Here is a 13,191-nt window from a genome sequence, read left to right as displayed (position 1 = left end):
TGTTACTCCAAAGAATTCCAAGGATTAAACGATCATGGCTGCTAAAGACGTAAAATTCGGCGATTCCGCTCGTAAGAAAATGCTCGTTGGTGTCAACGTTCTGGCTGACGCGGTAAAAGCGACCCTGGGCCCGAAAGGCCGTAACGTGGTACTGGCGAAGAGCTTCGGCGCGCCAACCATCACCAAAGACGGCGTTTCCGTCGCCAAAGAAATCGAGCTGAAAGACGCCTTCGAAAACATGGGCGCCCAGCTGGTCAAGGAAGTTGCTTCCAAGGCCAACGACGCTGCCGGTGACGGCACCACCACCGCTACCGTCCTGGCTCAGTCCATCGTCAACGAAGGCCTGAAAGCCGTCGCTGCCGGCATGAACCCGATGGACCTGAAGCGCGGCATCGACAAGGCCACCGCTGCCGTTGTCGCCGAGCTGAAAAACCTGTCCAAGCCATGCGCCGACTCCAAGGCCATCGCCCAGGTAGGCACCATCTCCGCCAACTCCGACAGCTCCATCGGTGAAATCATCGCCGAAGCCATGGAAAAGGTCGGTAAAGAAGGCGTGATCACCGTTGAAGAAGGCTCGGGCCTGGAAAATGAACTGTCCGTCGTAGAGGGCATGCAGTTCGACCGTGGCTACCTGTCGCCATACTTCGTCAACAAGCCGGACACCATGGTTGCCGAGCTGGAAGGCCCGCTGCTGCTGCTGGTCGACAAGAAAATCTCCAACATCCGTGAGCTGCTGCCAGTTCTGGAAGCCGTTGCCAAGGCCGGCCGCCCACTGCTGATCGTTGCCGAAGACGTTGAAGGCGAAGCGCTGGCTACCCTGGTAGTCAACAACATGCGCGGCATCGTCAAGGTTGCAGCGGTCAAGGCACCGGGCTTCGGCGACCGCCGCAAGGCCATGCTGCAGGACATCGCTGTCCTGACCGGCGGCCAGGTCATCTCCGAAGAAATCGGCCTGTCCCTGGAAACCGCTACCCTGGAGCACCTGGGCAACGCCAAGCGCGTCACCCTGTCCAAGGAAAACACCATCATCATCGACGGCGCTGGCGCTGAAGATGACATCCAGGCTCGCGTCAAGCAGATCCGTGCCCAGATCGAAGAAACTTCCTCGGACTACGACCGTGAGAAGCTGCAAGAGCGCCTGGCCAAGCTGGCTGGCGGTGTTGCCGTGATCAAGGTCGGTGCCGGCACCGAAGTTGAAATGAAAGAGAAGAAAGCCCGCGTTGAAGACGCCCTGCACGCTACCCGTGCAGCCGTTGAAGAAGGCGTGGTACCTGGCGGTGGTGTTGCCCTGGTGCGCGCCCTGTCGGCCATCGTTGACCTGAAAGGCGACAACGAAGACCAGAACGTCGGTATCGCCCTGCTGCGTCGCGCTGTCGAATCGCCGCTGCGCCAGATCACTGCCAACGCCGGCGACGAGCCAAGCGTTGTTGCTGACAAGGTCAAGCAAGGTTCGGGCAACTTCGGCTACAACGCTGCTACCGGCGAATACGGCGACATGATCGAGATGGGCATCCTGGACCCAGCCAAAGTCACCCGTTCGGCGCTGCAAGCTGCTGCTTCGATCGGCGGTCTGATGATCACCACCGAAGCCATGATTGCTGATGCTCCAAGCGAAGCTCCAGCTGGCGGCGGCATGCCAGACATGGGCGGCATGGGTGGCATGGGCGGCATGATGTAAGCCAGCCTTACCCCTAGCACCATGAAAAAGCCCCGGTTCGCGAGAACCGGGGCTTTTTCGTTTTCCTGTGCGGGCCTAGGGGGCCGCAAAGCGGCCCCTGGCTCAGGCTGCGCTACGTTCGGCCGCTGGCGCCTCAGCCATACTCCGGCGATACAGCACCAGGTAATACGACCCCAGCCCGATCAACCAGCAGAACACCCCCGTCCACACGTTGTGCGACAGAAAGTGCGCCCCCTGCATCATCCGCCCCACCCCCAACACCGACCCAGCCAGCAGGGCCACCACAAACGCCACCCGCGCCAATCGCGGTTTGCGATCACGCAACATGAAGAACAGGCCGAACAGACAGAAACCGGTCGCGGCATGCCCGCCAGGCCAGCACAGCCCGGGCTTGTCGGTTGCCGGCCGTGGCTCCAGCAGCTTGCTGTAGGTTTCCGTGCCGCCAAACTGGGTCAGGCTCCATGGGCACTGCACCTGGGTGACTTTCTTCAGCGGCGTGACAAATGCCGTGGACACGCCCAACGCCAGCACCAGGCAGCCCAGTTCGCGGCGCCAGCCAAACAGAGGCTTGAAAAAAAAGCTCGCGGCAAAGGCCAGCAGCGACAATACCCCCAGCAAGATCACCCCCTGCTTGACCCGGTCGTGCAGGATGTTTTCCAGCCAGTAACTGTGGCGGCCAATGAACTGCCCGGCAGCAGGGTCGAAGAACAGCTTGGCTACGTCCATGTCGACCGAAGTGAGCTCCAGCAGGATCAACGCCACTGCAGTCGCCAGGGGAATGCCCAGGTACAGCCACAGATTGATCGGGCGAGGGCGGTTTTGTAGCTGCATGACGGCTCCAGGGCGCGAAAAGGATCGGGCATTGTCAGTCGCCCGCTATCCTCTGTCCGTGAAGGATCAGTGAAAAAACCGTCAAGTACGGTGAATTTTCCCTGGGGCTGGCACCGTGCAGGCATAGGCCTTAAGCTGCGCCTGCCGCGCACCACAGCGAGAAGCGCCGCACAGGAGAAACCGATGCGCATTCTTTTGGTTGAAGACAACCGCGATATCCTGGCCAACCTGGCCGATTACCTTGGCATGAAGGGCTACACCGTCGACTGTGCCCAGGATGGCCTGTCGGGCCTGCACCTGGCGGCCACCGAGCACTACGACCTGATCGTGCTCGACATCATGCTGCCCGGCATCGATGGTTACACCCTGTGCAAGCGCCTGCGCGAGGACGCCCGCCGTGACACGCCGGTGATCATGCTGACCGCCCGTGACCAGTTGGATGACCGCCTGCAAGGTTTCCGCTCTGGCGCCGACGATTACCTGCTCAAGCCGTTTGCCCTGTCGGAGCTGGCGGCGCGTATCGAAGCGGTGCTGCGCCGTGCCCAGGGCGGCGGGCGCCGCACCCTCCAGGTGGCCGACCTGAGCTACGACCTCGACACCCTTGAGGTAACGCGCCAGGGCCGCCTGCTCAAGCTCAACCCGGTAGGCCTCAAGCTGCTGGCGGTACTGATGCAGAAAAGCCCGCACGTACTGCGTCGCGAAGTGCTGGAAGAAGCCCTGTGGGGCGATGACTGCCCTGACAGTGACAGCCTGCGCAGCCACGTGCACCAGCTGCGCCAGGTAATCGACAAACCGTTTGAAAAACCGTTGCTGCATACCGTCCATGGCGTCGGCTATCGCCTCGCCGAGGGCCGCGATGGAGTTTAAGCAAAGCCTTGCCCAGCGCATCATCATCGCTTTTGCGCTGATGAGCGCGCTGGTGGCCGGGGCCTTTGCCTTCGGCATCGTCGCCACTGTGCACCTGGTCGAAGAACGGCTGATTTCCTCGGTGCTGGGTGGTGACCTGCAGCGCCTCCTGCGCATGGACAGCGTCAGTGACTGGAGCCACCGGCCGCGGCCCGATCAGCTGTTCTACTTCAGTGGCGGGCGCGACGACTTCGAGCTGCCCAAAGACTTGCGTCACCTCGACCGGGGCTTCCACGAGGTGTTCCGTGACCAGCTGTCGTACCACGCCATGGTCGAGGTCGTCGATGGCCGTCGTTACGTGTTGTTGCAGGATCAGAGTGATTTCGAAGAACGCGAGCGGGTGCTGTTCGCCGTGGTGGTGGTGGGCTTCGTGCTTAGCCTGGTGCTGGCGGTGATCCTCGGTTGGTTGGTCGCGCGTCGGGTAATGGCGCCGGTGATCCGCTTGGCACGCCAGGTGCGCCACCGCGACCAGTTGCTGGGCCTGGCCCCGCCACTGGCGCCGGATTATGCCGCGGACGAAGTCGGCCAGCTGGCGGTGGCTTTCGACGATACCCTGGGCCGCCTGCGCGATGCGCTGACCCGCGAACGGTTGTTCACCAGCGACGTCAGCCACGAATTGCGCACGCCGTTGATGGTGCTGGCAACCTCATGCGAGCTGCTGATGGAGAACCCGACGCTGGACACCCGCTCGCGCAGCCAGGTGGAGCGCGTGGCGCGGGCCACGGAAGAAATGCGTGAGCTGGTCAAGACTTTCCTGATGCTGGCCCGCGCACAGCGCGATGAGGGTGCCGTGGCGTCGCGCGCGACGCTGCGCGAGGTGGCCGAGGAGCTTATCGGCGTGTGGCGCGACACCATCGAGCAAAAGGGCCTGACCCTGTACTTCGATGGCCGGGTCAGCGCCAGCCCGGTGCTGTACAACGCCACCTTCCTGCAATCGGTGATGGGCAACTTGTTGCGCAATGCCGCGCATTACACCGACAGCGGCTACATCCGCCTGAGCCTCGAGGCAACCGGCTTCAGCGTCGAGGACAGTGGCGTGGGCATTCCCGTAGAGCAACGTGAAGCGATGTTCAAGCCGTTCGTGCGTGGCGATGAGCGGCGCGGCGAGGGCCTGGGGTTGGGGCTATCGCTGGTGCAGCGTATTTGTGACGACCAGGGCTGGCGGGTGACATTGACCTCGGTCTTGCCCCACGGCTGCCGGTTCCATGTAGACCTGAGCAATACCGTCGCCAAGGATGGCGGTGAGGTGCTGGTCGGGTAATCTGTTGTAACAGCTTGCCACGCGCTCGACATATTTTTCACATCGGCATGACCTGATTCCAACGCTTGCCTGCCTAATGTGGGCGCAATGGAGTCAGGAGATGCCCAATGCGTAGCCCCATCAAGCTTGAATTTTCCGAGAAGTACGACAAAGACCACGCGCGTGAGTACTTTCTCAAGCACCAGGACGGCCTGGCGCGACGCCTTTCCCACAAGCGAGATGAGCAGCTGGCGCGGCGCGCCCTGGCGTTGGCCGGCGAGCCCGGCCTGGTACTGGACCTGCCGTGCGGCGCCGGGCGCTTCTGGCCGCTGCTGGCCGAAAAGCCCAACCGCGTCATCATCGGCGCCGACAATTCCGAGGCGATGATCGAGACAGCCTGTGCCGCACAACCGCCAGAGGTGGTGGCACGGGTACGGCCCTTGCAGACATCCGCTTTTGCGATCGATCTGCCGGACAATTCGGTGGACAGCATCTTCTGCATGCGCTTGTTCCACCACATCGGCGAAGCCGCCCACAGAAAGACAATTCTTTCGGAATTTCAAAGGGTTAGCCGTGATAGTGTGATCCTGTCGTTGTGGGTGGATGGCAACTTCAAGGCCTGGCGCCGTAAACAACTGGAGCGGCGCCGCAGCACCAGGGCGGAACAGGACCATTATCAGAACCGTTTCGTGTTACCGGCGGACACGGTTGAAGAAGAATTCAAGGCTGCGGGCTTCAGGATCCAGGAACGTCTGGACTTCCTGCCGCTCTATGCCATGTGGCGAGTCTATGTTTTGCGCAAGGGGTAGTGTTTGATGGCTGTAGCCCAGAAAGGGGAGTCGCGGTTCGATTTTTACTGGCGCCAGCAGGGCGAATGGGTCGAGGAACCCAACCAGCGGCGTGGTGGCGAAAGTGGCGTGCAACGGCTCAATGATGCCAGTGGCAAGATGCTGTATGCCAAACGCCAGGTCGGGCACATCTACCGCAGCCTGCTGCACCCTTTTGGCCGGCCGACCGTATTACGCGAACTGGATGCACTGACCAGCTTCGAGCAGCTTGGTGTGCGGGTGCCGCGTATTGTCTTCTGTGGGGCCGAACGCGATGCCGAGCATCAGTGGCGCGCGCTGCTGGTCAGTGAGGCGCTGGACGGCTTCGTCGAGCTCGACACCTGGCACGCCGAAGGTGCCCGCGAGCGGTATCCGCAGGTGGTGCACGAGCGCATGCTCAAGGACCTGGCGGACAACCTGGCGCGCATGCACCTGGGGCATTGGCAGCACGGCTGCCTGTATGGCAAGCACGTATTCATCAAGGTGATCGGCCAGGGCGAACAGGCCCGGGTCGAAGTGGCGCTGCTGGATCTTGAGAAATGCCGGCGCCGCATCAGCTGTCAGCGCGCGGCGGGTAACGACCTGCGCCAGCTGCGTCGCCACTCGTCGCTCAACGACGCGGAATGGCAGACGCTGCTCTACTTTTACAAGATGGCGTTTGGCAGCGCTGTCAAAGGGTTAGAGTAATGAAACTAGAAATCGCTCGAGCTTTGTTCCTGATAGCTGGCCTCGCGGTGACCACCGTCGCTGTGGCTGCCTGGGAAGAGCCGAGGCCGACGGTGTTCAGCAAGGCCGAGATGGCCGACCAGTGTCCGTTGCCACGGGACGGCAAAGTGCAGCAACAGGCCAAGGCCGAGCCGGATCAGGACTTGTTGCTGTTCCTGTTCGGCATGCGCCAGGGGTTGCGGCCGTTCGGTTGAACCCTGTGCCAGGTAGCAGTGCCAGAGGCCTCGCAACTGCGGGGCCTCTGGCATTTTTGCATGTGCTTTGCCGGCCTCTTCGCGGGCGAACCCGCTCCCACAGGTACGGCGCCGCTTCTGAAGCTGGCGCCATACCTGTGGGAGCTGGCTTGCCGGCGATAGGGCCCGATCAGGCCACAGCAGTTTCTTTGGCCACCGATTTGTGCGCCAGCAAAGTGTAGATACAAGGCAGCACAAACAAGGTAAACAGCGTGCCAATCGACATCCCGGTGGCAATCACCGTGCCGATGTCGAAGCGGCTGACTGCCCCCGCTCCGCTTGCCAGAATCAGCGGCACCATGCCGAACACCATCGCCGCTGTAGTCATCAGCACCGGCCGCAGGCGAATGGCCGCCGCCTCCTCAATCGCCTCGCGCACGCTCAGGCCGCGCTCTTCACGCAGTTGGTTGGCGAATTCGACGATCAGGATGCCGTGCTTGCTGATCAGCCCGATCAAGGTCACCAGCCCGACCTGGGTATAGATGTTCATGCTCGATATACCCAGAAACAACGGCAGCAACGCGCCGCAGATCGACAGCGGAACCGTCACCAGAATCACCAACGGGTCGCGGAAGCTTTCGAACTGCGCTGCCAGTACCAGGAAGATGATCGCCAAGGCCAGACCGAAGGTGACCCACAGCGCGCTGCCTTCCTGCACATACTGGCGGGCCACGCCGGCGTAGTCGAAGGCGAAGCCCTCGGGGGCCTCTTCACGGGCGATGTCCTGTACGGTCTGCAGCGCTTCACCCAGGCTGACCATGGGCACGCCCTGGATGATTGCAGCGTTCAACTGCTGGAACTGGTTGAGCTGGCGCGGGCGGGCGCGGTCGCTGAGGGTGATCAGGGTCGACAGTGGCAGCAACTGGCCTTGGTCGTTCTTCACGTAGTAGCTGTTAAGCCAGCCGGGGTTGGCGCGGTACGCTCGCTCCACCTGGGCAATCACCTTGTAGCTGCGGCCTTCGAGGGTAAACCGGTTGATTTCCCCCTCGCCCAGCAGGGTCGCCAGGGTACCGCCCAGGGTGTCCATCGAAACCCCCATCTGCGCCGCCTTGGCGCGGTCGATATCCACCACCACCTCGGGTTTGTCGAACGCCAGGTCGACGTCGAGGAAGGCGAACTTGCCCGATTCCTGGGCGCGCGCCTTGATGCGCTGGGCCACCTCCAGCAATGCCGGATAGTCGCCAGCGGTGTTGATCACGAACTGGAACGGCAGGCCTTCGCCGGTGCCCGGCAACGACGGCAGGTTGAAGCCGAAGATCTGCAGCCCGGCGATTTCCTCGAGCTTGGCCTGCACCAGTGGCAGCAGCTCCATCTGGGTACGCTCGCGCTCGTTCCAGGGCTTGAGCAAAAAGCCGCCAATACCGGTTTGCACGCCGTTGAAACCGTTGATCTGGAACGACGAGTAGTACTCGGGAAAGCCCTTGAACAGTGGGGTGAACTGGTCGGTGTAGGCGTTGAGGTAGTCGAGGTTGGCCGGTTGCGGCGAGCTGCTCATCATGAAGATCACCCCCTGGTCCTCGTTGGGCGCCAGTTCGTTCTGGGTGAACTTGAGCAATACCGGGATCAGGCACAGGATGATCACGGCAAACACCAGCACCACCGGCCGGCTGTCGAGCGTGGCGTGCAGCAGGCGCTGATAACGCGCTTTCAGGCGTTCGAACAGCAGGTCCAGGCGATGCGCCAGGCCGCTGGGGTTCTGCTCATGGCGCAGCAGCAGGGCGCACATCATAGGCGACAGGGTGAGGGCCACGATGCCCGAGATGATCACCGCACCGGCCAGGGTCAGGGCAAACTCCTTGAACAAGGCGCCCGTCAGCCCGGTAAGAAAGCCGATCGGCGCGTACACCGCAGCCAGGGTGATGGTCATCGATACCACCGGCATGGCGATTTCACGGGCGCCCTCCAGTGCTGCGTCGAAGGGCGACTTGCCTTCCTCCATGTGCCGGTGAATGTTTTCCACCACGACGATCGCGTCGTCCACCACCAGGCCGATGGCCAGCACCATGGCCAGCAAGGTCAGCAGATTCAGCGAGTAGCCCATCATCTGCATGAAGAACAGCACGCCAATCATCGACAGCGGAATGGTCACTACGGGTATCAGCACCGAACGCAGCGCGCCGAGGAACAGGAACACCACCACGATGACAATCAGCACTGCTTCGCCGAGGGTCTTGATGACCTCGGCGATGGAGGCCTGGATGAACAGCGTCGCGTCGTAGGCTATCGACACTTTCAGCGCCGAGGGCAGCTGGCTTTCCAGCTCGGGCATGATCCGCCGCACTTCCTTGATGACGTCCAGCGGGTTGGCGGCGGGAGTAGCCTTGATGCCGATGTACACCGACGGCGTGCCGTCGAACGAGCTGACCGTGTCGTAGTTTTCGGCGCCCATCTCGACCCGCGCGACATCGCCCAGCAGCACGCGGCTGTCCCCGCTGGTTTTCAGTGGCAGCGCCGCGAACGCCTCGGCCGACTTCAGCTCGGTGCTGGCATTGATGCTGGTGACCACGTATTCGCCCTTGACCTCGCCAGCGGCGGAGAGGAAGTTGTAGCGGCGCACGGCATTGGTCACGTCGGTGGCCGACAGGCCGAAGCCGGCCAGCTTCACCGGGTCCAGCCAGAGGCGCATGGCGAACACCTGGTTGCCGAGGATCTCCGCCTCGGCCATGCCTGGCAGGGTGGCCAGCTTGGGCTGGATCACCCGCGACAGGTAGTCGGTGATCTGTGGGTTGCTCATTTCCTTGCTGTAGAAGCTGACATACATCAGCGCCGAAGCATCGGCGGCCTCCTTGCTCAGCACCGGGTCTTCGGAGTCCTGGGGCAGCTTGTTGCGCACCTCGTTGGCCTTGGCCAGCAGCTCGGTGAACAGCCGGTCGCTGTCGGCCCCGATGCGCGCGTAGATGGAAATGATCGAGAAGTTCTGCCGGCTCACCGAGGTCATGTAGTCGATGCCTTCGGCACTGGCCAGGCTTTGCTGCAGCGGTTGGGTGATGTAGCCCTGGATGGTTTCGGCGTTGGCCCCGGGGTAGGCCGTGGTCACCGTGATCAGGGCGTTTTCCATTTGCGGGTACTGGCGGATCTGCAGCTTGTTCCAGGCCTGGAAGCCCAGCAGCAGGATCAGCAGGCTGACCACGCTGGCCAGCACCGGGCGGCGGATGAACGGGTCGGTGAACGCCATGGCCAGCCTCCTGTCAGTCCATGCCCGCTGCGCCCGGGTCGGGCTTGAGGGCGTTGTCCTGGCCGATACGGATGGCGGCGCCGGGGGTGAGCTTTAGCTGGCCGGCAGTAACCACCTGCTCTCCAGCCTGCAGGCCCTTGCTTACCACCACCAGCCCGTCACGGCGTTCGCCGGTGTGCACCGTGCGTTGTTCTGCGACCAGCTGGGGCTGACCCTTGTCGTCGTTTTCCGGCTTGCCATCCTTGTCCTTCTTCGGCGCGGCGACATACACCGAGTTGCCATACAAGGTGTAGGTAATGGCGCTTTCCGGCACCACCACGCGCGGCTGCGGGTCGGGCAGCAGGATCAGCAGGCTGGCGAACATGCCCGGCAGCAGTTTGCCGTCCGGGTTGCCCATGGTCGCGCGGACCAGCAGGTTACGCGTGGCTTCATCGACCTTGGGGTTGATGGCGCTGAGGCTGGCGGGGAAGGTCTGGCCGGGGTAGGCGGCCACCTGCACCAGCACCTGCTGGCCCAGGCTCAGGTGAGGCAGGGTCTGTTCCGGCACGTTGAAGTCGACGTACAGGCTGGAGGTGTCCTGCAACGTGGCGATCACCGTGCCGGCGGCAAGGTAATCGCCGACGTCCACCTGGCGGATGCCGATGGTGCCGCTGAAGGGGGCACTGATGCTTTTTTTGGTCTTGGATGCCCTGAGTTGCTCCACTACCGCCTGGTTGCGCAGGTACTGCGCATTGAGGCGGTCGAACTCGCCGCGCGAGATCGCCGAATCACCAACCAGCTGCCTGCCGCGGCCAAAGTCGACTTTGGCCAGGCCCAGGTCGGCCTCGGCAGTGCCGAGCAGGGCCGTTTCCTGGTCGTCGTTGAGGCGCAGCAGCGGCTGCCCGGCCTTCACTTTTTGCCCGGAGTCGAAGTACAGGGTTTTGACGATGCCTTCTACCTCCAGGCTCAGCTCCACGCCCTGCAGCGCCTTGAGGCTGCCGACGGCGGGCAGGCGCTCTTGCCACTGGCGCTGTTCGGCCAAGGCGGCCGCGACGGTGATGGGCGGCTTGGGGGCAGTGAACATCTGGATCTGCTGGTAGATCGAAAACGCCTTGTAGCCAGCGAGGGCCAGCACGATCAGCAGAACCACGGCCAACATGATGAGCATGCGCCGGCGCAGCATAGGTCCGGTTCCTTGGATACGGTTGTTATTCGTTTGGACACGACAACGGGCGATCCTGCCCACGTGTGGATGGGGGAAGTATTGACTGTTTTTTGTAGAAAGGGTGTGAAATGCCTGCAAGGGCCCTTTCGCGGCTGAAGCCGCTCCCACAGGGACCACGTAATCATAGGGTTACGCGGTCCCTGTGGGAGCGGCTTCAGCCGCGAAAGGGCCGGCACCTACAGCAGAAAATTCAGACCAGATGCAGGTGGTTATCCCAGAACCCGGAGGGCAGGTTCATCGGCTGCCCGACCAGTTCGGCCTTGCGGCAGTCATAGAACCGGCAACGCCCCTGCCCGGAGGTGACGACAAAGCCGTCCTTCACGGCCCCCACCCCGGCGCAATCGGGCATCGGCGCATCCAGCCGCACTGCGCCGCTGTCCAGGTCCCAGACAAACAGGCGGTTGGCCCGTGGCGCGGTCAACGCCACCAGGCGCAACTCGCTGTGGATGGCCACGCTGGCGGTGTACTGGGCCATCGCCTGCAACTGCCGCTCTGGCACCGGGAAGGCCTTGAACGGCTCGCCCGGGCGTTTGATCGCCAGCAGTTCGGCTGTTTCGTCGGCATCGCCCATGAACTGCTGGCAGGCGGCGATGGTGCCATCGCTGCCCACCGCCAGGTGCCTCACGCTGTTCATCTGCTGGGCCAGGGTTTCCTTGCTCAGCAGGGTGCCGTCGCGCTGCATCAGCACCAGGCTGGGCTGCATGGCGTCGAGGTTCATCTCCACCCGGCTTTCGGCTTCGGTGCGGATGCCGCCGTTGGCCACGATCAGCGTTTCGCCGTCCGGCAGCCAGGCCACTTCGTGCGGGCCGATGCCGTGGGTCGGGATTTCACCGGTATGCACCAGGCGCTCACCCTCGAAGCGGTACACACCGAGCAGGCCACGGCCGGGATCGGTGGTGTCGTTCTCGGTGGCATACAACCATTCGCCGCCTTTGTGCACCACGGCGTGGCCGTAGAAATGCCGGTTCGGCTGCGAGGTGATCGTCTGCAACAGGCGCCCGTCGCGCAGGTCGACCAAGTAGCTTTCGGTACCGGGGCGACGGGCGACGAACAGGGCGATCGGCTGTTCGGGGTGGTGGATGATAGCGTGGCAACGCTGGGCGACCTGGGTGCTGAACACCTGGGTGCCGTCCAGGCGGAAACCGACGGCATAGTGCTTGCCGTCGCCATCGTCACGCGCCGAGAGCAGCAGGGGTTCGCTGCCTTTGTTGCGGAACAGGCTCCAGCCGCCCAGGGTCAGGGCGCTGAGCAATACGCTACCGAGTTTGAGGGCCTGGCGTCGCAGCATGATCAGTCACCGTCGTTGGCATTGAAGCCCAGCTGGATGTTCAACGCCTTGGCCAGCTCGCCTTCGTGCAGGCGGTGGACGACGTTGAGGCTGTCGTAGATCTGGTTGAGGGTTTGCTGGCCAGCCTCGTCGGCCAGCAGCTCGCCCAGGGTCTTCTGGTTGTCGGCCAGCAGCTTGAGCGAGGTAGCGTAGGCGTCGTCGATCTTGCCGGCCAGCGCTTTCTGATCGCTGGGCAGCAGGCCGCGCATGCCCTGGTTGTCGACCCCGACCCACACGGCCTGCGCCGCCTTGAGGGTGGCTTCCAGGCTTTTCATGGAAGAATGGCTGCGCCAGGCTTCTGCCTGCAGCGGCTGTGGAATGCCCTTGCTCTGACGGCCCATCGGCGCGCCCAGTTTTTTCTTCAGGCTGTCCAGTGCAGTGACCTGCGAGCGCAGCAGGTCGGCGATTGCCTCGTGCGAGTCGGCGTAGCGCTGGTTGGGGAACTTGGTCATCTGCGAGAGCATGCCGTCGGTGCTGTTCCAGCCCTTGAGGATCTCTTCGGCCAGCGCCTTCTGGTGTTCGCCAATGGCCACCAGCAGCGGGCAGTAGCGGGCTTTCTGCTCGGCTGTGGCGATGTCCGGCTTGCTGTCGAACAGGATGTACTCGTACGCCGACAGGCCACGTACCACCACGCTGGCCTTGCCCAGGGCGGCAGCGTCTACCGGCTTGTCGCCGTTGACCAGTTGCTCGACCTGGCGGCCCACCAGGTTCTTCTTGTCGGGCCAGAACTGTACCTGCCACGCGCGGTTGCCTTCGGCCAGCGGGCCGACCAGCAGCGGTTGCAGTTCAGCCCAGGCCTTTTGCGCATTGAGGAAGTCGGCGCGGGCCTTGTCCAGGCTTTCCTTGCCTTCGCAGTAGGCCAGGGCGCTGGCAGCCAGCGCACGGTCGGCTTCGACCCAGCGGCTGTAGGTTGGCAGGATCACCTGCTTGGCGATGGCCGCCGAGGTGACTGCTTGCGGGTCCTGCGGCGAGCAGGCACCGAGAGCAAGTGCGGCGAGGCTGGTGAACAACAGTTTGGGTCGGAACATGCCCGGCTCCTTAGCG

Annotated in this window: 11 protein-coding genes; 6 read left to right on the top strand and 5 right to left on the bottom strand. The window is 63.1% G+C overall.

Annotated features, from left to right (window positions below; translation table 11 throughout):
- The first annotated feature begins 34 nt into the window (after window positions 1–34).
- Window positions 35–1,678 carry a chaperonin GroEL gene (gene groL / locus AC5O5R_RS22495; RefSeq protein WP_172221063.1) on the top strand — a complete coding sequence of 548 codons (1,644 nt, stop codon included), beginning with the start codon at window positions 35–37 and terminating at the stop codon, window positions 1,676–1,678.
- Between the two features lie 102 nt (window positions 1,679–1,780).
- On the opposite strand, the gene AC5O5R_RS22490 is transcribed toward groL, so the two are convergent.
- Window positions 1,781–2,509, bottom strand: a complete 729-nt coding sequence (locus AC5O5R_RS22490) for a phosphatase PAP2 family protein (RefSeq protein WP_172221066.1) — start codon at window positions 2,507–2,509, stop codon at window positions 1,781–1,783.
- 183 nt (window positions 2,510–2,692) lie between these two features.
- Between AC5O5R_RS22490 and colR the strand changes: the two genes are divergently transcribed.
- The 5 genes from colR (at window position 2,693) to AC5O5R_RS22465 (ending at window position 6,402) form a co-directional block, all read left to right on the top strand.
- A complete protein-coding gene (gene colR / locus AC5O5R_RS22485) occupies window positions 2,693–3,376 on the top strand; it encodes a two-component system response regulator ColR (protein ID WP_003255215.1) in 684 nt (227 codons plus the stop codon).
- Complete coding sequence (locus tag AC5O5R_RS22480; RefSeq protein ID WP_172221069.1) at window positions 3,366–4,676, top strand: sensor histidine kinase; 1,311 nt, start codon at window positions 3,366–3,368, stop codon at window positions 4,674–4,676. The genes colR and AC5O5R_RS22480 overlap by 11 nt, the downstream gene beginning before the upstream one ends.
- Window positions 4,677–4,783: 107 nt before the next feature.
- A complete protein-coding gene (locus AC5O5R_RS22475; protein ID WP_172221071.1) occupies window positions 4,784–5,464 on the top strand; it encodes a class I SAM-dependent methyltransferase in 681 nt (226 codons plus the stop codon).
- Window positions 5,465–5,470: 6 nt separating this feature from the next.
- A complete protein-coding gene (locus AC5O5R_RS22470; protein WP_172221074.1) occupies window positions 5,471–6,169 on the top strand; it encodes a lipopolysaccharide kinase InaA family protein in 699 nt (232 codons plus the stop codon).
- A complete protein-coding gene (locus AC5O5R_RS22465) occupies window positions 6,169–6,402 on the top strand; it encodes a hypothetical protein (protein WP_172221076.1) in 234 nt (77 codons plus the stop codon). The genes AC5O5R_RS22470 and AC5O5R_RS22465 overlap by 1 nt, the downstream gene beginning before the upstream one ends.
- A 169-nt stretch (window positions 6,403–6,571) precedes the next feature.
- Here AC5O5R_RS22465 and AC5O5R_RS22460 read toward each other — a convergent pair whose 3' ends face one another.
- The 4 genes from AC5O5R_RS22460 to AC5O5R_RS22445 all read right to left on the bottom strand — a co-directional run bounded on the left by AC5O5R_RS22460 (window position 6,572) and on the right by AC5O5R_RS22445 (window position 13,175).
- Window positions 6,572–9,616 (bottom strand): multidrug efflux RND transporter permease subunit, encoded by a 3,045-nt coding sequence (locus tag AC5O5R_RS22460; RefSeq protein WP_172221078.1) that lies wholly within the window; start codon window positions 9,614–9,616, stop codon window positions 6,572–6,574.
- Window positions 9,617–9,629: 13 nt separating this feature from the next.
- Window positions 9,630–10,778 (bottom strand): efflux RND transporter periplasmic adaptor subunit, encoded by a 1,149-nt coding sequence (locus AC5O5R_RS22455; RefSeq protein ID WP_172221081.1) that lies wholly within the window; start codon window positions 10,776–10,778, stop codon window positions 9,630–9,632.
- A gap of 232 nt (window positions 10,779–11,010) precedes the next feature.
- Window positions 11,011–12,108: a DUF1513 domain-containing protein gene (locus tag AC5O5R_RS22450; RefSeq protein ID WP_172221084.1), complete on the bottom strand. Its 1,098-nt coding sequence runs from the start codon at window positions 12,106–12,108 to the stop codon at window positions 11,011–11,013.
- A gap of 2 nt (window positions 12,109–12,110) precedes the next feature.
- Window positions 12,111–13,175: an imelysin family protein gene (locus AC5O5R_RS22445; protein WP_172221087.1), complete on the bottom strand. Its 1,065-nt coding sequence runs from the start codon at window positions 13,173–13,175 to the stop codon at window positions 12,111–12,113.
- Window positions 13,176–13,191: the final 16 nt, after the last annotated feature.

This window comes from Pseudomonas sp. 8_5_2 (assembly GCF_059295255.1).
The sequence above is the reverse complement of the archived record's forward strand: the minus strand, read 5'-3'. Positions and strand labels throughout refer to the sequence as shown.